This is a genomic window from Maridesulfovibrio sp. (genome assembly GCF_963677005.1).
Taxonomy (GTDB): Bacteria; Desulfobacterota; Desulfovibrionia; order Desulfovibrionales; family Desulfovibrionaceae; genus Maridesulfovibrio.
The window spans coordinates 1071889-1093464 of the sequence record NZ_OY781616.1 but is presented as its reverse complement, the minus strand read 5'-3'; the positions used below and the strand labels follow the sequence as shown (position 1 = coordinate 1093464).

Annotated in this window: 23 protein-coding genes, 1 tRNA gene, 1 other RNA gene and 1 riboswitch; of the genes, 14 read left to right on the top strand and 11 right to left on the bottom strand. The window is 47.7% G+C overall.

The features are described from left to right. Nucleotides 1-169: 169 nt before the first annotated feature. A complete protein-coding gene (locus ACKU4E_RS05105) occupies nucleotides 170-1588 on the top strand; it encodes a hypothetical protein (RefSeq protein WP_320170003.1) in 1419 nt (472 codons plus the stop codon). 77 nt (nucleotides 1589-1665) lie between these two features. Here ACKU4E_RS05105 and ACKU4E_RS05100 read toward each other — a convergent pair whose 3' ends face one another. Beyond that, nucleotides 1666-1839 carry a hypothetical protein gene (locus ACKU4E_RS05100; RefSeq protein WP_320170002.1) on the bottom strand — a complete coding sequence of 58 codons (174 nt, stop codon included), beginning with the start codon at nucleotides 1837-1839 and terminating at the stop codon, nucleotides 1666-1668. A 535-nt stretch (nucleotides 1840-2374) separates the two neighbouring features. Here ACKU4E_RS05100 and ACKU4E_RS05095 point away from each other — a divergent pair. Then, a complete protein-coding gene (locus tag ACKU4E_RS05095; RefSeq protein WP_320170001.1) occupies nucleotides 2375-2929 on the top strand; it encodes a hypothetical protein in 555 nt (184 codons plus the stop codon). A 175-nt stretch (nucleotides 2930-3104) separates the two neighbouring features. Here the strand turns inward: ACKU4E_RS05095 and ACKU4E_RS05090 are convergent, their stop codons facing one another. Next, nucleotides 3105-5090 carry a methyl-accepting chemotaxis protein gene (locus ACKU4E_RS05090; RefSeq protein ID WP_320170000.1) on the bottom strand — a complete coding sequence of 662 codons (1986 nt, stop codon included), beginning with the start codon at nucleotides 5088-5090 and terminating at the stop codon, nucleotides 3105-3107. Nucleotides 5091-5258: 168 nt separating this feature from the next. Further along, a riboswitch (FMN riboswitch) is annotated at nucleotides 5259-5415 on the top strand. A 104-nt stretch (nucleotides 5416-5519) separates the two neighbouring features. Here ACKU4E_RS05090 and ribB point away from each other — a divergent pair. After that, entirely contained in the window at nucleotides 5520-6173 is a 654-nt protein-coding gene (gene ribB / locus ACKU4E_RS05085) for a 3,4-dihydroxy-2-butanone-4-phosphate synthase (protein ID WP_320169999.1), read from the top strand. Nucleotides 6174-6349: 176 nt separating this feature from the next. On the opposite strand, the gene ACKU4E_RS05080 is transcribed toward ribB, so the two are convergent. The 4 genes from ACKU4E_RS05080 to ACKU4E_RS05065 form a co-directional block, all read right to left on the bottom strand. After that, nucleotides 6350-6730 (bottom strand): RidA family protein, encoded by a 381-nt coding sequence (locus ACKU4E_RS05080; protein WP_320169998.1) that lies wholly within the window; start codon nucleotides 6728-6730, stop codon nucleotides 6350-6352. A gap of 18 nt (nucleotides 6731-6748) precedes the next feature. Then, nucleotides 6749-7744, bottom strand: coding sequence for a hypothetical protein (locus tag ACKU4E_RS05075; RefSeq protein ID WP_320169997.1), 996 nt, complete (start codon nucleotides 7742-7744; stop codon nucleotides 6749-6751). Between the two features lie 82 nt (nucleotides 7745-7826). Beyond that, nucleotides 7827-8180: an STAS domain-containing protein gene (locus ACKU4E_RS05070; protein ID WP_320169996.1), complete on the bottom strand. Its 354-nt coding sequence runs from the start codon at nucleotides 8178-8180 to the stop codon at nucleotides 7827-7829. 80 nt (nucleotides 8181-8260) lie between these two features. Then, nucleotides 8261-9391: a histidine kinase dimerization/phosphoacceptor domain -containing protein gene (locus ACKU4E_RS05065; RefSeq protein ID WP_320169995.1), complete on the bottom strand. Its 1131-nt coding sequence runs from the start codon at nucleotides 9389-9391 to the stop codon at nucleotides 8261-8263. 213 nt (nucleotides 9392-9604) lie between these two features. On the opposite strand from ACKU4E_RS05065, the gene ACKU4E_RS05060 reads away from it, so the two are divergent. Next, nucleotides 9605-10288 (top strand): PilZ domain-containing protein, encoded by a 684-nt coding sequence (locus ACKU4E_RS05060; RefSeq protein ID WP_320169994.1) that lies wholly within the window; start codon nucleotides 9605-9607, stop codon nucleotides 10286-10288. Then, nucleotides 10285-10485: a hypothetical protein gene (locus ACKU4E_RS05055; protein ID WP_320169993.1), complete on the top strand. Its 201-nt coding sequence runs from the start codon at nucleotides 10285-10287 to the stop codon at nucleotides 10483-10485. The genes ACKU4E_RS05060 and ACKU4E_RS05055 overlap by 4 nt, the downstream gene beginning before the upstream one ends. A gap of 100 nt (nucleotides 10486-10585) precedes the next feature. Here the strand turns inward: ACKU4E_RS05055 and ACKU4E_RS05050 are convergent, their stop codons facing one another. From ACKU4E_RS05050 to ACKU4E_RS05035, 4 genes are all read right to left on the bottom strand, one after another. Next, a complete protein-coding gene (locus ACKU4E_RS05050) occupies nucleotides 10586-11317 on the bottom strand; it encodes an amino acid ABC transporter ATP-binding protein (protein ID WP_320169992.1) in 732 nt (243 codons plus the stop codon). Next, nucleotides 11317-12330, bottom strand: coding sequence for an ABC transporter permease subunit (locus tag ACKU4E_RS05045; RefSeq protein ID WP_320169991.1), 1014 nt, complete (start codon nucleotides 12328-12330; stop codon nucleotides 11317-11319). Before ACKU4E_RS05045 ends, ACKU4E_RS05050 begins: the two co-directional genes overlap by 1 nt. A 79-nt stretch (nucleotides 12331-12409) precedes the next feature. Continuing rightward, nucleotides 12410-13222 carry a transporter substrate-binding domain-containing protein gene (locus ACKU4E_RS05040; protein WP_320169990.1) on the bottom strand — a complete coding sequence of 271 codons (813 nt, stop codon included), beginning with the start codon at nucleotides 13220-13222 and terminating at the stop codon, nucleotides 12410-12412. A gap of 65 nt (nucleotides 13223-13287) precedes the next feature. Next, nucleotides 13288-13455: a hypothetical protein gene (locus ACKU4E_RS05035; protein ID WP_320169989.1), complete on the bottom strand. Its 168-nt coding sequence runs from the start codon at nucleotides 13453-13455 to the stop codon at nucleotides 13288-13290. A gap of 197 nt (nucleotides 13456-13652) precedes the next feature. On the opposite strand from ACKU4E_RS05035, the gene ACKU4E_RS05030 reads away from it, so the two are divergent. From ACKU4E_RS05030 to ACKU4E_RS05010, 5 genes are all read left to right on the top strand, one after another. Beyond that, on the top strand, nucleotides 13653-14405 hold the full coding sequence (locus tag ACKU4E_RS05030; RefSeq protein WP_320169988.1) for a basic amino acid ABC transporter substrate-binding protein: 753 nt from the start codon (nucleotides 13653-13655) through the stop codon (nucleotides 14403-14405). Between the two features lie 100 nt (nucleotides 14406-14505). Then, a complete protein-coding gene (locus ACKU4E_RS05025; RefSeq protein ID WP_320169987.1) occupies nucleotides 14506-15288 on the top strand; it encodes an amino acid ABC transporter permease in 783 nt (260 codons plus the stop codon). Next, complete coding sequence (locus ACKU4E_RS05020) at nucleotides 15278-16015, top strand: amino acid ABC transporter ATP-binding protein (protein WP_320169986.1); 738 nt, start codon at nucleotides 15278-15280, stop codon at nucleotides 16013-16015. Before ACKU4E_RS05025 ends, ACKU4E_RS05020 begins: the two co-directional genes overlap by 11 nt. A gap of 158 nt (nucleotides 16016-16173) precedes the next feature. Next, entirely contained in the window at nucleotides 16174-18132 is a 1959-nt protein-coding gene (locus ACKU4E_RS05015) for a response regulator (RefSeq protein ID WP_320169985.1), read from the top strand. 79 nt (nucleotides 18133-18211) lie between these two features. Further along, entirely contained in the window at nucleotides 18212-19306 is a 1095-nt protein-coding gene (locus ACKU4E_RS05010; RefSeq protein WP_320169984.1) for an AI-2E family transporter, read from the top strand. A 44-nt stretch (nucleotides 19307-19350) separates the two neighbouring features. On the opposite strand, the gene ACKU4E_RS05005 is transcribed toward ACKU4E_RS05010, so the two are convergent. Continuing rightward, complete coding sequence (locus ACKU4E_RS05005) at nucleotides 19351-19755, bottom strand: cupin domain-containing protein (RefSeq protein ID WP_320169983.1); 405 nt, start codon at nucleotides 19753-19755, stop codon at nucleotides 19351-19353. A gap of 208 nt (nucleotides 19756-19963) precedes the next feature. Here ACKU4E_RS05005 and ffs point away from each other — a divergent pair. The 4 genes from ffs (at nucleotide 19964) to ACKU4E_RS04985 (ending at nucleotide 21333) form a co-directional block, all read left to right on the top strand. After that, nucleotides 19964-20059: signal recognition particle sRNA small type (gene ffs / locus ACKU4E_RS05000), an RNA gene on the top strand. A 184-nt stretch (nucleotides 20060-20243) separates the two neighbouring features. Continuing rightward, nucleotides 20244-20714, top strand: coding sequence for a rhodanese-like domain-containing protein (locus tag ACKU4E_RS04995; RefSeq protein WP_320169982.1), 471 nt, complete (start codon nucleotides 20244-20246; stop codon nucleotides 20712-20714). 1 nt (nucleotide 20715) lies between these two features. Beyond that, entirely contained in the window at nucleotides 20716-21126 is a 411-nt protein-coding gene (locus ACKU4E_RS04990; protein WP_320169981.1) for a MauE/DoxX family redox-associated membrane protein, read from the top strand. A 130-nt stretch (nucleotides 21127-21256) separates the two neighbouring features. Beyond that, nucleotides 21257-21333, top strand: a tRNA-Arg gene (locus ACKU4E_RS04985). Nucleotides 21334-21576: the final 243 nt, after the last annotated feature.

The window sequence follows — 21576 nt, the reverse complement described above, 5'->3', positions numbered from 1 at the left end:
TGTTTGAACTGTCAACTCAAAATTGAAATTATTTTTTATCTAGTTCTTGATGCGTGGAGAGGAGTTGGCGTTTCAAAAAGCATATCTCTCCGGAATGAAATAAAAAAATACACTGATTGTTGAAATATTCTCCTTTCAGGAATATTGTTAAAGATATTCGGGAGGAATTTTGCGATATCTTGCGGTTTTTCTTTCTTTTTTGCTGCACATCATATTTGTGTGTGTGCTTATTGATGCCGGTGGGATTCTGCCGGAAATGGAGCCGCATGTTCTTGATCTGGAACTTGTATCGCTCAGCGGAGCAGAAAAAAATGTTGAACAGAAGCCGAAAGCCGTTGCTCCTGCAGAAAAGAAGATTTCACCGAAAAAGCCTGAACCTCCTGCGAAAAAAAAAGTCATAAAAGAAAAGCCGGAGCCCTCGAAGAAACATGCCCGTAAACCCGGAAAGACATCCGGACCGGTTTCTCCACCTACGAAAGAAGTAAAGCGGACTACCCCTAAGGCTGCGAAGGCGGGTAAGCCGATAGTGCCTTCCCCGGCTGCTCCTGTGGTAGAAACAGGTTCATCCGTTTCTCCCAATGCTGTTGTCCTGCGGCAGGGCAAGGGGGTAACTATCGGTAACACAACTGTAGTGCTTAAACGCGGGTCCGAAAGCAGATCAATGGACAGCATTGCCGGTTATGATTTCGATGAGAATGATTTCAGAGGACATTATGAAACCATAAGCGGACGGCAGGTGGTAATCATTGATGACCGTAAGGAGCATGGCAGGCTCGTTCTGCATGACCGCAAAACAGGACTTACCCGCAGATTGAAGAAAGCCGGCTACGGAGATTTCATATACACGTACGGACCTTCGTTTGATCAGGATGAGCCTGTTGAAGGCTCCGTGGTCTTTCTGCCCGGCGATGAACATTGGATTCATCGTTTCATGTGGCTTCCCGCTGACGAGACAGCCGAGTATCCGGTGAAAGGAAGGGTGGATGCGTTTAAGGGTGAAGATCGCAAAAAGGAAGAGGATCTGTTTGTTCCTGTCCGGGATGGCGAATATCCAGCCGTGATTCTTGTCGGGTTCGGGCAGGATATTTCTGCGGATAGATTTTCAGAGGTTGCCCGTCATTTGTGTGGACGCGGTGTTGTTGTGCTTGTCCTGGATAGATTAACAAATTTGTCTCTTGAAAAGGCTGTGGAGCGCCTGAGAGGGTTAGCCAAGGTGGATAAGGAAAGGGTGGGGCTTTGGGTAAGGGGATACCGGCCCGGGAAACTGCCCCGCATACCTTCTTATGCGGGGCAACTTGGATTTGTCATAATGACAATAGACAGTCCACAGAGGAGTCTTTATCCCGAGAGATTCGCGTCTGCAATTCCTGAACATATTCCGGTTTTCATCGGGTTCAGGAATGTCCGTGATGACTGGAAGAGAGTGCTTTCTGTAATGCATGCCGGATTAACATCGGTTCCTCACAAGCTGATACTGCTTGATGAGCACAACGAAGCCCGCAAAGATGCGGATATTACAACCGACTGGGTTGATTCTTTGTCCGGCGATTTTGTAAACAGCATTTCCGCCTGGCTTGATTCTCAGTGAGTCAGACGCGTTTGAGTGTGTGCGGAGTTGGCTGCTGCGATGTTTGGAAGAAGTCTGGATTTCAGGGTTGTCGGGGCTTAGGCCCGGACATCATCTTCTTTGGATTCGGATGAGTTGTTCTTTTCCTGTTCGTCCAGAGATTTGACCATGGCGGCGATGTGCTGGCTGACAGAACGATATTTGAAGGGATCGTTCTTTTCCATCTTGCTCAATGCTTCGGTCTTTTCCACGATTTTGCTGTTTTTGTTCATAAAAACCTCCATACGGTGTGGCCGTGGCTACTTTCGTTTATGAGATTTTCCAGCCTGAATCAGCAAGAGAAGAATACATCATTTTTAGGTTTTGTCCAGAGAGTATTCAAGGGAAAAAATGCACAATGTTACATTTTTGATTTTTTGAGGTTGTTTGGACCGCTATGACAGGGAGTTAGATGATCAAAAAAAGTATAACAGTTATTTTGGACTACATCTGTGTGTTTGTTGCAATGAAGTTTGCCGTTAAAAAAATAATATAATTTAGATTTTGTCTGTATTTTAAGGGGATATATGGTTTTATACAGAATTGATATTATATAATATGTTATTTCAACAGTTGTAATCCAGGAAGACTGTCCGGGCTTTCGTTAACGAATTTAATAGTTTTATGTAGAAAAGTTCTTTGTTTTATCGTATGAATTCTGTCAGTCGTAAATAGTCTCATACTGTGGATTTACTGATTGTGGACTTTCCTGTTTTTAGGTATCTGTCTGCTTCGCAATCATACACAAGCTCAACACTGGAGGAAGAAATGAGTAATCCCAAAGAGTTCATCCTGTATAGCGGCGGCGCTCCCGGCACTGAAAGCGAGTTTGGAGTCAATGCTGAAAAATACGGCCTTCAGGAAGTAAACTACAGTTTTGAAGGTCACCAGAATGCCCGCAAACGCGGTCTGCGTGTGCTTACCGAAAAAGAGCTGGAAAGCAAGGATGTAAGTCTGACTTATGTTTCCAAGCTCATGAACAGGACTTTCACCCGCGCCCCTATTTTCCGCAAGGTCCTGCAGTCCATCTGCTGGCAGGTCAACAGCGGGCATGAAATTTATATTATCGGCAATATCCTTGATGACGGTACGGTCAAAGGCGGAACCGGATGGGGGGCAGAATTTGCCAAGATATGCAATAAGCCTCTGTATGTGTTCTCCCAGGACAAGGACGCATGGTTTTTCTGGGATAAGGAAAAGTGGGCCGAGTGTGCAGAGTCTCCCAAAATTACTCACAGACATTTCACTGCCACCGGAACCCGTTTCCTCGAAGAGAACGGTAAAAAAGCCATTGAGCAGCTTTTTGCAGCGACCTTCGGCTGATAGTCCGGTCTGATCAGGCTCTGAATCTGCACGGAGATTTAGGCTGCCAATCAGACGAGAGCGTGTCTTTGGGCTGGCTATTAAGTTCCTGAAGCGGCTTTATAAACCGTTTCCCACGAAGCCCTGTATATTGATTGAATTGAATTTCCCCTGCTCCGAATCGGAGCAGGGGATTTTATTTGACCTTGAAAAACTGCATTGCGGCATGAAGATGCTGCGCCTGCGCGGACAGCTGTTCAGATGTTGCCGCAACCTCTTCGGAGGAAGATGCGTTCATCTGTACGATGGATTCAAGATGGTTGATGTGTGATTTCACCTTATCCATTTCCGCGGCCTGCCTGCTGCACGAATCATTTATTGCTTTTATGAGCTGGTCGGACTTTTCTATTTCAGGCAGCAGCAGTCGCAGTTTCTGTTCCGTGTTTTTGGCTATTTCCAGACTGAATGAGGACAGTTCGCTTATTTCCGTTGCTGCGCCACGGCTCCTTTCAGCCAGCTTTCTTACTTCAGCGGCCACCACGGCAAATCCCTTGCCGTGTTCGCCGGCTCTGGCCGCTTCTATGGCCGCGTTCAGGGCCAGCAGGTTTGTCTGGCGGGCTATCTCTTCGACTATCACTATCCGCTCGGCAATATCCGTCATGGCCGCAAGGTTGTCCTTAACAGCCAGACTGCCTTCACGTGTAGTCTGAGCCGCTTCCCGGACAAGTTTTTCGGCCTGCCCGGCTGTTTCGGAATTGTTCAAAGTGTCTGTATAAAATTGTCCTATCACCCCTTCAAGACTTTCGACGGCCCCTGTCTGGTCTGATGCTCCCTGAGCCATGGATTGGGCGGAAGCGGAAAGCTCTTCACTGCCTGCTGAAACATTTTCCGTTGCAGCCAGAACTTCGGAAACAACCTGCCGTATTCTGCTGACCATACCGATCAATGATCTGTATGCTCCTTCGGCTTCTTTTTCTTCAAGTTCCATGTTCAGGTTTCCGTGAGCCATTTCGCCGGAAATTCTGGCCAGTTCATCCGGTTCCGCTCCAATTGTGCGGGTGACCATACGGGCGAAATATGTTGCTGCAATTGTCAGCAGGAGACCCAGGATTACCGCTGCAACCAGCACCATAATCAGCATGGAGCTGATGGTGTTGTCCAGAGCCTGTTGTTTTGCTTCAAGAGCACTGTCAATATCATCGGTATAGACTCCCATGCCTATGACCCAGCCCCAGGGCTTGAAAAGTCTGACAAACGACAGTTTCGGAAAATTTCCGGTCCTGCCCGGTTTTCCCCAGCTGTACTCTACGACACCTTCTCCTTCTTCTCCGGCAACTTTTACTATCTCCCTGAAAAGATATTTGCCGTTGGGGTCTTTGAATTCGAGCATGGTTTTGCCGTTGAGTGCCGGGCTCACCGGGTGCATGATCATCTTCGCGTTCAAATCGTTGACCCAGAAGTAGTTCCCGTCGCTCATGCGCATGCGGGCCAGTTGCTTAAGCGCACCTTGCTGCATTTCCGCGGTGATGTCGTCCAGCCAGGTGCCAGTGCCCACTATCCAGTCCAGTTCGGGGACAAGTTTTACATAGGATATCTTGCGGGTATCTTTGCCTGTATCCGGCCTTTTCCACCAGTAATCAACCGTTCCTTCTCCTCGTTTTCTGCATATATCCACCATCTCCCGGAATAGATATTTGCCCGAGCTGTCCTTAACTCCGGAAAGATTTTTCCCTTCAAGGTCAGGCGTCAGAGGATGCATAATGATACTGGCGTCCAGAGCCTGCAGCCAGAGGTAATTCCCACCGTCATACCGGATTGCCCGCACCAGTTCGATCAGTTCATGTTTAAGTTCCCGCTCGGTAAGTCTGTTTTTGTGTGATCGATTGAATTCGGCCATCTGGCTGGTAACGGAATCAATAATCCGCTTCAGTGAATCGGATTTTTCCTTTTTCAGCAGTTCCATGTTCTGCGACTGCCGATAGAAGCCGTCAACGGTCTTTTCCGCCATGCCGACCCGTTCCTTCAATTCGGTTAATTTCCGGCCGTACATTTCGGCACGGTATTGTTGCATTTCATGACGGGAATATTTTTTAAGCTGGTAGGTGAATATGATGCAAAGTGAGGAAATGGATATTGCCAGGGTAATGATCTGAAAGATGGAAAGTTTGTTTTTCAGCCTCATGGGACCTTCCTTGAAATGGATGGAGTACAGGGTATTCAGAATTTTTAGTATACTTCAAAGGTCGTCTTCTGTCATGCCTGTTAGAATTATTTCAAACGTCATTGTTTCGTGTGATTTGTTTCTCCGGAGAGCTTGACTAACATACGTGATTTTAGGTAGATGAATCTTGTTTATTCTCAGGGCGGGGTGAAATTCCCCACCGGCGGTGATTCTTCTTGAAATTGAAGACAGCCCGCGAGCGCCTTTTTCAATCGGTGAAAAAGGGTCAGCAGATCCGGTGAGACTCCGGAGCCGACGGTTATAGTCCGGATGTAAGAGAATAAGGCAGTACATACCCGCGGACACGTCCTGTATCCGCGAGCTGTCCTCTTTGGGCAGCTGTCTATTCTATCGCCCTGATTCTGGTATTAATTTATATGGAGATTTACCATGAATCAGAATCTTTTATCACAATTCGGAAACTCTGTTCAGAGGGTGGAAAACGGACTTCAGTCTTTGCGGGAAGGCCGCGGGGTGCTGGTTACCGATAACGAGCAGCGCGAGAACGAGGGAGACCTTATTTTTTCCGCCGAGATGCTGACCGATTCCCAGATGGCCATGATGATCCGCGAATGCAGCGGAATAGTCTGCCTGTGCCTGACCGAGGAAAAAATCGGGGAGCTGGATCTGCCCATGATGGTGGAAACCAATACCAGCCGTTATCAGACCGGGTTCACTGTTACCATTGAAGCTGCCGAAGGGGTTACCACCGGCGTTTCCGCTTCCGACAGAGTGACCACGGTCAAGGCCGCTATTGCAGATGGTGCCGGACCGGCAGACCTCAATCGCCCCGGACACGTTTTTCCTTTGCGCGCCCGTGCCGGAGGAGTGCTGGAAAGGGGAGGACACACTGAAGCCACCGTTGACATGATGAGCCTTGCCGGGCTCAAGCCTTGCGGTGTTCTCTGCGAACTGACCAATCCTGACGGAACCATGGCCCGCCTGCCGGAAATTGTTGATTTCGGCCTCAAGCACAACATACCGGTTCTTACTGTTGACGATATAATCAACTACAGAATCAATATGGAAAGAAAAGCCTCTTAACGATATCCGGAGCAAACACTTTTACGGGTTTATATATTCCGAGCACTGATTCAAACCGGCAAATTGAATCAACACCGACATTAAAAATCGGCCTGTCGTTAAATGACAGGCCGATTCGTTTATACATTATCTGTGGATCAAGGTAGTCTGTGCCGGAGAAATATGCTCCTTACCCGTTAAATGGCGGCGATGCACTTGATTTCCACCAGTCCCCCCTTGGGGAGCGCGCTTACTTCCACTGCAGCCCGTGCAGGTTTATGGACGGAAAAGAATTCGGTGTAGACCTTGTTTACGGTGGCGAAATCATTCATGTCGGTCAGGAAGACGTCCACGCAGACAACTTTGGTCAAGGCACTTCCGCAGGCTTCAAGGATGGATTTTATGTTTGTGAGGGACTGGCGGGCCTGAGATTCCACATCATCGGCAACAAATTCGCCTGTCTTGGGATCAAGTCCGAGCTGTCCGCTCACGTAAGCCTGTCCGTTTGAAATTGTGGCCTGTGAATAAGGCCCGATTGCTGCCGGAGCGCTGTCTGTGTTCACCGTTGTTACGATCATTTTTCCGTCCTTTTGGTATCAGGATTTCCGGGGATGTCCCCATAAATATTTATCGGAGAATGACTCCGGTATGATTCTGGTCACCTGGACCAGAACTGCAACTATAAGTATTGAAAAGACAAGCCTGCCCCAGAACAATCCGGATATATGCCCGCCTATCATCGTAAGCAGCAGGGTATCCTCGATCAGGCTGTGGCAAAGGCTCATCAGGGTTAGTGAATAGAAAACGTCCTTTTTGTCAATGCGTCCGGACTTTGTCTCGTGAATAATCATTCCTCCGCCGTAGGAGAGTCCCATTGTCAGCCCCACAACAGTCAGGGCCGAGGCTTTGGAGCCTATTCCCATGACTGTAAGTAGCGGACGCAGCAGAAAATCCATGGCCTGCAGGATGCGCAGTTTTGTCAGGATTTTCATGATGAGCAGCAGTGAAAAGATAATGCCGAAGATGGAGGCCAGGTTTTTCACTTCTCCCATAGCCCACTGCAGCAAGGTCTTTTCCACCGCGGAGTTTTCCGGGGTGAGCAGAATTCTGGCCGGATTCTGCAGCAGATTGAACTCCGAATAGATGAGATGCAGCAGAAAACCTATGAGCAATGCTCCGGCCAGACGTATGAAAAGCTGGAAGAGCAGTTTCGGCCCGGATGTCTGGACGACCCGCAGTTCAACAGGCATGGCATGCGCCACCAGCAGCATGGTTCCCAGAACCGTGGCCTGTGCGGCAGTGAGCGGGTGGTCCGGCGCGAGGCTCAGAAAAACAATGAGGCCGCTGTATATATTGTTGATCAGCGCGGTGGCCCATACGAGCCCCATTTCTCCGGGAAGCCCCACCAGTTTCATTATCGGGTTCAAAGGGGCTGCGAGCATGGATATCAGGTTCAGTTCCTGTAGTATTTTGACCGCAATGACTACCGGAATCATTATTTTAAATAGATCGATACTGATGCGTGCGGCGTCTTTTACTGTGGAGATTACTGTGGAAATCAACACCGCAGGCAGTGAATTCTTGTCTGGCATGGTGAAATCTGGTTTTGGAGGGTAGAAAAAAGAAAAACCGGGCACGATATGCTGCATCGGCCCGGTCTGTGTATTGAAATAATTAGGAAAGAAGCTGCTGTTTGAGTCCTTCTACGGCCTCGTTTTCAGTTTCGTATAAGTTGAATATTTTATGTAGTGCAGCTATATCTATGATTTTTTTTACGCGGTCGCTGATGTTGAACATGGCGATGCATCCTTTTTCCTTCATCAGCTTGTTGCGCAAAGTGATGAGTGTGCCTATGCCCATGCTGTCCATGAAATCCACGCTGGCCATATCCAGAGCTATATTAAATTTGTTTTCATCGAAAGCAGGAGCAATCAGGCGCTGAAAATCGTGACTGACAACATGATTGAGCTCCTGTGATTTGATTTTGACTACAGTTATTTCATCAATCTGTTTAAAGCTGAGTTCCATTTTCAATCCTTATTAATATAAAATATGTGGTTCTACGGAAAGCATCACGAAAAGCAAGCTACACCGCCTTTCAATTACAATCAAGTCTCCTGTTTGGCCGGGAAGATGATCTGTATGCAGGCGCCGTTGTTATTGCTGAGGCTTACACTGCCTCTAAGTTGCTGGGCAAGTGTATCTACGAGAGTCATGCCCAGCGTTCTGGTGGAGCCTATGGTAAAATCCTCCGGCATCCCCACGCCGTTGTCGGAAACCTGAAGCTCAATATTTTTTCCGATTGTATTCATGGATATGTCCAGAGAGCCGGAAGCACCTTCCGGGTACGCGTGCCGAAGTGCGTTGGATACGAGCTCGTTGATGATCAGTCCGCAGGGAATCGCGGAATCTATTCCCAGATGGATGTCGTTGATATCGAGGTGCGGTTCGATCTGTCCTTCCACACAGTAGGAACGCAGCAGAAAATTGATCAGAGTCAAGGTATACTCTTTCATGTCGATGCGTGAAAGATCCTGCGACCGATACAGTTTTTCGTGCAGCATGGACATTGAGCGCACCCTGTGCTGACATTCCTTGAGCAGGGCACCGGCCTCCTTGTCGTCCGTATATCCGCTTTGCAGGCTGAGCAGGCTTGATATGACCTGCAGGTTGTTTTTTACTCTGTGGTGAATTTCCTTGAGCATGACCTCTTTTTCCGCTAGGGAGGCCCTTACAAGTTGTTCCGATTTTTCTCTGGCGGAAATTTCTTCGGACAGGATTTTGTTGATTCTCTGAAGTTCTTCGGTCCGTTTACGGATTTTACGTTCAAGTTCTTCTTTGTATCGCTCGTTTTCCACCAGCAGCCGGGCCCTTTCCCGGGTTCGCTCAATGGAGTTTTCCAAAACTGAAAGATTTGTTATGGGTTTGGGAATATAGTCCCATGATCCCAGGCGAACTGTGGCAATGACGTCTTCAAATGAACCTGTTCCGGAAACAATGATCACCGGGGTCCGGGGTGCTTCCTGCCCAAGGGCCTCAAGAACAGAGAGTCCGTCCATTTCGGGCATCCGCAGGTCAAGGAGTACTACGTCAGGATCTTCGGTTCTGAAAATCCTCAGTCCTTCAGATCCGTTACATGCCTGCAGAACGGTGTAACCGCTGTCTTCCAGGTAGTGGGCAATGGATATTCGTACCCCTTCGTCGTCATCAATAGTCAGTACTTTTGGAGATTCTTCCATTAATGTGTCTTTCCCGTGGGGTTGGCGCGTTTTGGTTTTTGTCTTATATTTAAAATACGAAATTGTATTGCCCAGAATTCATTGAAACCTGTTAAAATGTTTTGCTGAGATTGGCAATAATAATGCTTGTTTTGCTTTTGTAAGTGTATATTGATATCAGCGTTAAGCCAAGCAGATATTTATTTGCGGGAGGTCATTCTAAGAGTGGATGAAGTGAGAATTATTCTTGTATCCGGCCCTGGATCGGGACGCGAGGCTTATATTAAAGCACTGAGAGAATTCGGTGTTGCTTTTGACGTGTCCGAATCACTGCTGGATCTTTCCGAGATGCACAATCAGGTTAGGTGCAACGGATTCATTATCGATGTGCCTACGCTGCTGCGTTCAGGAGCTGCAGACAAGGCAGAAGCAAATCTTCTGATGGACAATTTTCCTGTGCTCCGTATCAACTACAACGCTTCAAGCGGAATAAGAGGAATTCCTTCGGGGAGGTTTTCCGGGACTTCAGGTGATCTGAAAACCTTTATACTTGAGAGTTGTAACAGTTTTCCGGCCAGGTCTCTGCGGGGTACAAAGAGGGCCAACAAGGTCTTGAATGTTATTCTCAACCGTGATCTCAATTCTCCGGGCAGCCAGATTGAAAAAAGCGTGACGCTCAACTTTTCAACGGAAGGCGGTTTTTTCTTTTCCGTATCCAATTGGAAAAAAGGAGATTACGCGTGGATTGTAGTCAAGGAACTGGATGACAAAACTCCCATAAAATCTTTGGTCCAGTGGGTTGTTCCATGGGGCAGGCTGAATCATTTTCCCGGCATAGGCGTCCAGTTCTTGAATATATCAAATCAGCAGGCGGATCAGATCGATGAATTTATTCGCGGCAAGAAGGAATTGAAATGACAGATAAAAAAGTGGATAAAAATTTTGAGCGTCTGCTTGAATGCATGGCTCGCGGGATTCTTGTCGGAGGCTCGGTCGGAGCTATTGCCGGGTGGTTTTTCATGGACTTTCAAAGGGCATTGCTTCTTGGGATGCTGGTCGGATGTGTTGCCGGGCTGACGATGAAGAATGTGCGGGATAGGCGCGATGATGCGTAGCGATTCTAGGTTGGTTTGTTTTTAAGAATTTTATTGAAATATTAGAAAAGCCGCCAGGTGGTGACCCTGGCGGCTTTTGTTTTGGCGCATTTGGTTATGTTTAAAGAATCTGACTGAGAAAAAGTTTTGTGCGGTCAGATTCCGGGTTTTGGAAAAAATGTTCCGGGGTTCCTTTTTCGATAATCATGCCCTGATCCATGAATACTACTTCGTCCGCAACTTCGCGGGCAAAGCCCATTTCGTGGGTGACAACAACCATGGTCATTCCTTCCTTGGCGACTTTCTTCATTACGTCCAGAACTTCGCCGACCATTTCGGGGTCAAGTGCGGAAGTGGGTTCGTCGAAGAGCAGTACCTTCGGATTCATGGCCAGGGAGCGTGCTATGGCCACCCGCTGCTGCTGACCGCCGGAAAGCTGAGTCGGATAGACTCCGGCTTTTTCGTGTATGCCTACTTTTTTCAGCAGGGCCATGGCGGTTTCCGTTGCTTCTTTTTTGCTTCTTTTCCTTACCACGGTCTGGGCTATGGTCAGGTTTTCCAGAACTGTCTTGTGCGGAAAGAGGTTGAAGGACTGGAAGACCATTCCTACTTCCTCACGGATTTTATTGATATCCGTCTTCGGAGACAGAATATCCACTCCATCAATGAATATCTGCCCGGCATCGGCGTATTCCAGACGGTTAAGGCAACGCAGGAAGGTCGACTTTCCGGACCCTGAAGGGCCGATCACAACAACAACCTCTCCCTTGTTCACCGTGTGGGATACATCGGAAAGAGCCTGAACTTCGTGCGGCACGTAAAACGTCTTGTATATGTTTTTTACTTCAATCATTATCTCTGCACCATTCTCTTTTCCAGATACTGAACAAACATGGAGAAGGCAAAGGTGAGCACCAGATACAGCAGGGCGCAGATGAACCAGAGTTCAAACGGCTGCAGGCTGGTGGACACAGCTTCCCTTGTGGCCTTGGTAAGTTCCCGTATTGCGATGACGCCGAGAAGAGACGAGTCCTTGATCATACTGATGAACTGACCGGCAAGGGGGGGTAGAATTCTCCTGAACGCCTGGGGCAGGATGATGTGGATCATGGCCCGACTCTTGTTCATCCCCAGTGATCTGGCTGCTTCCATCTGTCCTCTGTGGACGGATTGTATGCCGGCGCGGACTATTTCAGCCACATAGGCTCCCGCAAAGATTGCCAGAGATGCTATGCCGAACCACAGAGGTTCAATCTGTCCGATATCGTATTTGGCAAGCAGGTTGTTGACCAGTGTGCCGAGTACGAAATACCAGATGAACATCTGTACAAGCAGGGGCGTCCCGCGGATCAGTTCAATATAGGTTATTGCGGAAAGGCGCAGCGCCGGATTCTGTGAGATTCTGGCGAGCCCTGTGGCCAACCCGAGGATTATGCCGAATACGATGGCAATGGCGCTTACCTTGAGGGTAATTATGAGGCCTTTGGTTATGACACCAATTTTCCATTCCTTGACGACTCCCAGAGTGTCGCCGACAAAAATAGTGTCACCCTGGTACACTCGGAGCCCGTCCATAGGAACTTCGTACTGCTCCGACTCGTTCTCTTCCCCGGTAACCACAATCAGCGCTTTTTTTCCGGTTTCTTTTATTGATGATATGTGACCCTCAATTGTTGAGGTTACATCCATCTCATCTTCATAATAAAAGTAGTTCGGAATCCGTTCCCACCGCCAGACGTAGTCGACCTGCAGTGTGGCCCAGTACAGTCCGCCTAATGTCGCGAACAGCCCCACAAAGAAAACAGTTTTCCAGAAAAGCTCATTGTTCCGGCCAAGGCCGGGAGATCTTAAAGTTGTTCCGTTCATAATCTTCAAACCGGTTTAAATTACAAAAAAACAGGAGGGCGGATATCCGCCCCCCCGGAATGATTATTGCTGTCTGGAACTACTGAATGTTCTTGCGCCAAGCGGTGCTTTCGAACCATTTGTGGTAGAGCTTGTCGTAGCGACCATCGTTCTTGATCTGGTTCAGGAAGTTGTTCAGGAAATTGATGAAATCGGGATCGCCTTTGCGGACACCCCAGCCCAGAGGCTCGTAGGTGAAGGGTGTATCAAGGAAAAAGAGCTTTCCGGCACCCTGTTCGGCCATGAATATGGCGTTGAAGGGCAGGTCGTAGATCATTGCTGCGGCCTTGCCGTTGAGAACTTCAAGGGCTGCGTCTGTTTCAAGGTCGAAGGATTTGTATTTGGCTTTGGGCAGCAGACGTTTGGCAGCCTGTTCACCGGTGGTTCCGAGCTTGGATACTACGGTGTATTCGGGGTTGTTCAGATCCTTGTAGGATTTGATTTTGCCTTCCAGCTTTTTGTTTACCAGAGCGGTCTGGCCGATGACCATGAACGGATTGGCGAAGTTGATCTGCAGGTTGCGTTCCTGATTGACAGTCATACCGGCGGTAATGATGTCAATTTTATTGGTCAGCAGAGCCGGGATAATACCGTCGAATTCCATGTTGACCGGAACGAATTTCACACCCATGGCTTTGGCCATTTCGCGGGCGAGGTCGATTTCAAAACCGACAATGCGTCCGGTTTTGTCGGTCATCTGAAAGGGAATGTAGCCTGAAGAAATTCCGCAGCGCAATTCTCCGCTTTTGAGGATGGAATTCAGCGTGGATTTTTTGGCCAGTTCAATGTCCGAAGCATTGGCGGCTACTGCAAGGCTCAGCAGCATAACAAGCATTAAGCAGATTTTTTTCATTTTTGTACTCCTTATTGTCTTCATTTTCACTCACAAGTCAAAAAAACGATGTATCACCCGGCATACTAACCGTATTTGCCCTCAGTAAGAACTTCCTTCACAATCATTTCAACCTTGCAAACCGGGCAGGTCGGCATTGATTCCTTGGGAAAGTAAACAATGCGGGTTTCCCTGCATTTGGGACAGACAACCTCCACGGCTTCCTGTCGTTCTTCTTTGACTTTGTTTTTCATGAAAAAACGCCCCTTTGAAAAAATAATCAGAAAAAATACCTTTTTTATAAATAAAATTCAAGAAATCATTTTTTACATCATTAATAATTCTCGCAAAACCAATGGGGCCGCGTAAACCCGTATTGACATGGTTCGCAAATTATATAAATTTCAAGGCTATTAATTAAGGGTATTTTAACTTTTTTTGGAGGATGATTATGCTCAAGAGGATTATAGCTGTTCTTATGCTGACAATGTTTGCCGCCTTTCCGGCTTACGCAGGCAGCAACGCACCCGTAATTACAATTGCTTCCGACTGCACCTGGCCCCCCATGGAGTTTGTGAACAAGGATAAGCAGATTGTAGGGTTTTCAGTAGATCTCATGAAAGCCTGCGCCAAGGCTGCCGGATATGAAGTGAAGATCAAGAACGTAGCCTGGGATGGCATTTTCGCCGGACTTGCCGCTGGTAAGTATGATGCCATCTGCTCCTCCGTTTCCATTAACGAAAAACGCAAGAAAGCCATGGACTTTACCGCTCCGTATTTTCAGGTCAAGCAGGCTGTCGTAACTCCCAAGGATTGCGCTGCCACAGACCTGAACGGTTTCAAGGGCAAGCCTGTAGGCGCGCAGATCGGTACCACCGGATTCTTCGCCATCAAGAATGTTGAAGGGGTAGTTCCCAAATCCTACGATGAAATCGGACTGGCCATGGAAGACCTGTACAACGGACGTCTTTCCGCTGTTGTCTGCGATGACCCCATTGCAGCAGACTTTGCCCTGCAGCAGGAAGAGTACGCAAAGAAGCTCAAAATTGCCTTTATTATCGAAGGTGTTGAGTCTGAATACCTCGGTGTAGCCGTCAGCAAAGGAAACACCAAGATTCTGGATCTCATCAACAAAGGGCTTTCCGCTGTAAGAGCTGATGGCACTTATGACAAGATCAAAGCCAAATGGTTCGGAAGCAACTAAAAATATGAGCCGGGTGGCTTGAGTTTGTAAACAAAGGGCCGGGATCGGAAAAGTTTATACCGATCCCGGCCCCTTTCATGCAGGTCGGGTGAAATAAACGATGAAAGATAAAAAAGTAAAAATTGACGTTACGGACGGGGCGGGTATTCCTGTTAAAAACGATTCCGGGCTGCTTAATGCCTGGTGGGTTTCTTTTATAGGTGCGCTGGGGATAATTGCCTATCTGATCATAGCCAAACCGGATCCGTACCGGGACATTCTGCTGTTTGTTCCCGATGGTATTGTTGTCACATTCGAGGTTACAATCTGTTCCATTCTGGGAGCACTGGTTATAGGTCTTTTCACCGGACTGGGCAGGATTTCACGCAACAGTTTCATAAACCTCATTGCTTCCACCTATGTTGAAGTCGTCCGAGGTATTCCGCTTCTCGTCCAGCTTTTCTACATCTATTACGCCATGGGCAGGGTCTTGCAGGTTCCGGATATGCTTTCGGCCATTATTGCCATGAGCGTATGCTACGGCGCGTATATGGGCGAAGTCTTTCGTGCCGGGATAGAATCCATTGATGATGGACAGACCGAAGCCGCAAGATCTCTCGGATTCGACAGGCGCCAGACCATGTTTCTGGTCATCCTGCCTCAGGCATGGCGGACAATCCTGCCGCCGGTAGGAAACGAATTTATCGCGTTGCTCAAGGATTCCTCGCTGGTTTCAATCCTGGCCGTTGCCGATATTCTCAGACGCGGACGTGAGTTTGCCGCTGAAAGTTTCCAGTATTTTGAAACTTATACCATGATAGCCCTGATCTATCTGGTAATTACCCTGATTCTTTCAAAGGCTGTGAGCAACATGGAAGAGAGGTTGAACCACTATGACAGATAATCCTATTATCCAGATTAAGGATGTTTATAAATTTTACGGCGATCTGGCCGCACTCAGCAATGTTTCACTTGATATAGCCCAGGGGGAAAAGGTAGTTATTATCGGTCCCTCCGGATCGGGGAAGAGTACGTTGCTGCGCTCCATCAACCGTTTGGAGGAAATCAACAAGGGTTCAATCATTGTTGATGGGTTGGATGTGCATGACAAGGAAAATAATATCAACACCATTCGTCAGGAGTTGGGCATGGTTTTCCAGTCCTTCAACCTTTTTCCGCACAAGACTGTTCTGGAAAACCTGACCATGGCCCCGGTGAAATTAAAGGGTATGGACAAGGCTGAAGCCAGGGCAATCGCTGTTGACCTGCTCAAGAAGGTCGGGATACGTGAAAAGGCGAATGTATATCCTTCGAAGCTTTCCGGGGGGCAGCAGCAGCGTGTTGCGATTGCCCGCGCATTGGCCATGAATCCGAAAATTATGCTTTTTGACGAGCCCACTTCGGCACTTGATCCTGAAATGATCGGTGAAGTTCTGGATGTAATGAAAACACTGGCCAAAGAAGGAATGACCATGGTGGTTGTAACGCACGAAATGGGTTTTGCCCGTGAAGTTGCGGACAGGGTTGTCTTCATGGAAGACGGCCGGATAATCGCCTGTGCGCCGCCGGATGAATTTTTCAAGAATGCGGAACATCCGCGGCTGAAAAAATTCCTTGATCAGATTCTGTAGCCGTCAATCGCCGCAGACATTGAAATACACGCCGGTTCTGATGTTTTCAGAATCGGCTTTTTTGTGTAAGAGAATGGACGAATGCTGCTTGCGGCGCTTAAAATATAAATTATAGTGATCGTTGTTCAGCAATCAATTTATGTAGACGGGGTATAGAAATGACCGGAAAACGAATCCTGGTTGTCGATGACGAGCGAATAGTCAATCTGGATATTCAGGCCACGCTCAAACGTTTGGGCTATGCAATCGCCGGAGACGCTGTTTCAGGACAGGATGCCATTGAAAAGACTTCCAGATTAAAGCCGGACCTTGTTTTGATGGACATTAAGCTCAGCGGAGCCATGGACGGTGTTGAAGCATCCAACTTCATAATCAAATCGTTTGATATTCCGGTCGTTTTCCTCACCGCGTATTCCGATGAACAGACCTTGAACAGAGCCAAGCTATCCGGTCCATTCGGTTATCTTCTGAAGCCTTTTGAGGAGCGCGACCTGCGTTCCGCCATTGAAATCGCACTGTACAAGCATTCCATGGAACAGGAATTTCGTCAGGCGGTTCATGATGCTCAGGCGGCAAACGAAGCCAAAAGCTCGTTTCTGGCAACCATCAGTCACGAGCTCAGAACTCCGATGAACGGGATTCTCGGCTTAAGCGAAATCCTGATGAATTCAGGACTGGATTCCGAACAGCAGGAATATGTTGAATTAATCAAGGGGTCGGCCAATTCTCTCTTAAGGGTGTTGAACGACCTGCTGGATTATTCCAAGATAGAAAGGAGAATTCTTGAGCTACGGGAAGGGCTTTTTGATCCCCGCAGGACTCTTGCGCTCATTATGAATACCCACAGCAGTCAGGCCGCGAAAAAGGGTCTGCAGATGGAATGCTTCATCCATCCTGAAATTTCCGGCGAAATTAAAGGGGATTCCGGAAGGCTGATGCAGGTCTTGAACAACCTCATAAGCAATGCCATCAAGTATACCGACAAAGGCGGTATCTGCGTGGAAGTAATGCCGGACGATTATGCTTCAGAACCGTATCCGGACGGATGTGTAAGGTTGCTGTTTGCAGTCAGTGATACCGGTGTAGGTATTTCAAGGGATAAGGCTGATACCATTTTTGAGAGTTTCACCCAGCTTGAAGACTACATGACCAGAAAGCACGGCGGGATAGGGCTAGGGCTTACCATTTCATATAATCTGGTCAATATGCTCAAGGGTACCATGTGGCTGGAAACAGAACCCTGTGTCGGCAGCAGTTTTTTCTTTACCGCGGTGTTCAGGACTTCCTCAGAGACTGAATTATCGAGTAATTCTGATACGGATGAGGTTGAAAATCGAATTTTTAACAGCATGAAAAGGGTCCTTCTTGCCGATGACAACATCATCACTCGCAGAGTTGTCAGCGCTTTTCTTGAAAAGGCCAACTGCGACCTTGATATTGTTGAAAACGGCCGTGATGTGCTTGTTGAGCTCCAAAAGAAGAAATACGACATGGTCGTAATGGATATTCAGATGCCTGTTATGGACGGCCTTGAAGCGACAAGAATTATCCGCAGCGGCAGCATCCCGGAGATTGATCCGGAGACCCCGATTCTTGCACTCACAGCCCATGCCATGAAAGGTGATCGGGAACGTTGTCTGGAAGTGGGGATGAACGGCTATCTGTCAAAACCGTTCAGATCTTCCGGGCTCCTTGAAGCCATGAATATGGTCATAGACGGTGCCGGAGGGACAGAAGAAAGGACCGAGTGCTGTAAGCCGAATGCGCAGGATTCTTCCTGCATCGATTTTAATTCAGTAATTGAACGTCTTGATGGAAACGTTGATCTCCTGCGCGAAATATATACCCATTTTATTGAGCTTGTGCCTCGGCATATTGCGAAGATGGAAACCTGTGCCGACAGTTGCGATGTGGAGGGGTTGAAGGTCGAGATAATGGCTTTACGCGGCCTTGCTATGGATGTAGGAGCCCACGGGATACAGGTTTTGACAGATGAAATGGAGAAAAATATTTCTTGCGGCGATATTTTGTTTCTTGAAAAGTTTGTTTCCCGTGTCAGGGCAGAGGCGGATAAAACCCTCGCGGTCATGGCGGATCACATTTTCAAATCTGCCTGATTTTAATTGTGCCGGGCGGTTTTATCTGGAAATATACGCTTGTTTTTTATCAACTCAATTCGTTTTTTAAGGCGCAATAATGAATTCTCCAGATAAAGAGATTATCAAATCTCCGGCCATATATACTTTTTTTCTGATCCTGCTGCTTACTTCGGCAATCGCTCTGGGGTACTCGGTAGCCAAGCCTTTTCTGAATACGATAATCATATCTGTTGTTCTTACCGGCATTTTTTATCCTTTGACCCTCAGATTGAGAAACCGCCTCGGCAACCGGACCAGTCTCGCCGCGTTTCTGACTGTCTGTATAATTGTTTTCGCCATTATCATTCCGGCGGTGATCTTTTTTCTGGGTCTGATAGGGCAGGGGGTTGATTCCGTTACGGCAATCAACGAATGGATCAGGACTACCGATTTTTCAAAGCTATTCAGCTCGGATAAATATGACGGATACCTCAAGTGGTTTGAGAGTACATTTCCTTTCATAGAAATAAGTTCCAGAGATGTTCAGACCAAGGTTCTGGAAATATCCAGAACCTTCGGGCAGACCATGCTTACTTCCGGGACATGGCTTGCCGGTAACATGGCCAGTCTTGCGGCGCATTTTCTGATAATGACCTTTCTTGTCTTCACCTTTCTCAAGGACGGTGATCATTTTTTTGCCAAGATAAGGTATCTTTCGCCCCTCAAGGTAGAGCAGGAGGATTTTATCCTCAACAGTCTGCGCAAGGTTTCCAAATCAGTGCTTTTCGGCAGCCTGTTCATTGCTGCGCTGCAGGGCGTGGTAGGAGGGATAGGGTTGGCCATTGCCGGAATACCGGCTTTATTCTGGGGAACCATGATGAGCTTTACAGCGCTGATTCCTGTACTGGGCACCGGGCTTATCTGGGTGCCTGCCGCCGCCTATCTGTTCATCGTGGGAAAGATAAAGATGGCGATTTTTCTGCTTCTCTGGTGCGGTATTCTGGTAACCGGAATAGACACGGTGCTGCGCCCCGTAATTCTTCGGGAGGCCTCGCGCGTTTCAACGGTTTATGTTTTCCTGGCAATTCTCGGCGGTATAAATTCATTCGGTCCGCTGGGGATTCTCTACGGCCCGCTCATTCTTACTTTCCTGATGGTCATGCTGCACATTTACGGGCAGGAATTTCAGGATGTCCTGAAAAACAAGAAGTGATCCGGTAGTAATGCTCCCGAAGTACGGGAGCATTACCGAACAGTTTATTCCTTGTCGTATACATTGCAGATGCAGCAGAGGAAGGTTGCTTCTTCCGTTTCGCTGATGTTCTTCATGCCGTGAGGCTCCATGCATTCGGAGTAGACGAAATCTCCGGGGCCGCATATTTTGCTGTCCACAACGGCGTCAGTTTCAGGATGGTAGGTGAAGCATTCGAAATTACCTTTTTCAATGTATACTGTCTGCAGGTAAAAATGGTTGTGAGCAGGGATTTCTCCGCCAGGTTCAACCGTGAAATGGCGCAGGCCGTATTCAGGCTGTCCGTTTGCGTCCTGACCTGATTTGGACAGCCATTTTATGGTGACCCCTTTTACTTCGCAATCACGTCCCTTGTAGCCTATTTTCTGTACTTTTGTGCCTTTGACGTCCTTAACGTTCTTTGCGTTCATGAATATCTCCGATATATGTTCAGTTTGTTTAAGAAAGAGTACACGTAAAGCCTGTAACAAATAAAGGATAAAAAACGTTGGTTCTGTTATTTGGTGTATATGTCTGGCGGTTGGGTTATGATTGAAAAAAATACAGTTTTCTGACGATAAAGCTTGACAATTCTGCCTTGAATAAATAGGTATTTTCCCTCGTCGCAAGACGAATAATTCAGAGAGGCCGGATGGCGGGTGCGCTGTGAACCCCGTCAGGTCCGAAAGGAAGCAGCGGTAACGGTTTATCCCGGGTATCCGGTCTCCCTGAAAAAAGGGTGTGTTCGATTGAACACACCCTTTTTTATTAATTAAGCACAAGGCCCTGTTGCCTGCCTGTTAGAGGCTGAAAACCGCCCCTTGCCTGCGTTGCGCGACCAGCACACTTCATGCTATGTGAATTCATGATGAAAATTACCGGAACGAAAATAATCAGATATATTAACACTGGATTATAAATGCAATTCTTCAAAAAAACAGCCTGGCTGCTCAAGTTCGTATTTCTGGTGGCGCTGTCGGCCTGTCTAGCCTTCGGATTCAATATGGTAAGGCCGCACGCGTACACCATGCAGGAGCTGACAAATCCGCAGCCTGCGGAAGTGACCGAAATTTCAATTTCAGAATTGATGGAAGCATTTGACAAGGGCGGAATTCAATTGGTGGATGCCAGAAGTGATACTGATTTTGCCATGGGGCATATCCCGGGAGCGATAAACATTCCTTACTGGGCTATTCATGAAGAACTTGCGGAATCATCATCGCAGTTGGATAGGGAAGGCGTTGTGGTTGTATATTGCGACGGTCTTTCCTGCGGTAAAAGCAGGACGGTAGCAAAGAAACTGGTAGAAACCGGCTTCAGGAAGGTAAAAGTGTATAGTGACGGAATTGACGGCTGGATAAGTTTCGGTCGGGATCTGGAGGCGAACTGATATGAATATGAGGTCGTTTCCACGCATAATTTTAGGGATCGTTTTTATTGTAGCCAGTGTCGGAAAAATTGTTGATCCGGTAGCGTTTGCTGAGATTATCCGTAACTATCAACTCGTTCCGGACATTGCTATCTGTCCGCTGGCATTTTTTCTGCCCTGGCTTGAGTTCACGTGCGGAGCCATGCTGGTCTGCGATGTGCTCAGTAAAACTGCAACGACAATTTTAATCATTATGCTGCTGGTTTTCATCGGCGCACTTTCCGCCAATCTGTACCGGGGAATAGACGTGGCCTGCGGATGTTTTTCAACTGACGCATCCTCAAGCTCAAACATGCTGGAGACCATAATTCGTGATGTTGTCCTGCTTGTTGTTGCGGGGCTGGCCGTTAAATTCAAGTCTTCAGAAGCCTAGCAGGCAGTGCGTATTTCAATGTCGTCCGTGAAGATGCGGTCGGTGTCCTGGTTTTGTTTAAGAATTTGATGAAACAGAGTTTTTCTGCTTGACAGAAACGCACTGCGATGGATACTAAAACGCTCGGCGCGGGCAATTAGCTCAGTTGGATAGAGTGTCAGCCTCCGGAGCTGAAGGTCACAAGTTCGAATCTTGTATTGCCCGCCAATAAATAGTCCTATACAGTACGATACTGTTTATTAAGCCCCTGAATTTTAGGGGCTTTTTTTTGTTTTTAAGGCTAATACTGTATGCTGTAATCCAGCCCAATCCGGCACCAGATGTGTGTACTCTGGTGTGTACCGGGGATTTGGGTACACATCGGCACACATTGGTACACACATTGGGTGAGGGGGTGCTTGGGGATTGGGGTGATGGGGATAACGTAGGTTTAGGTACACACTGCGTGTT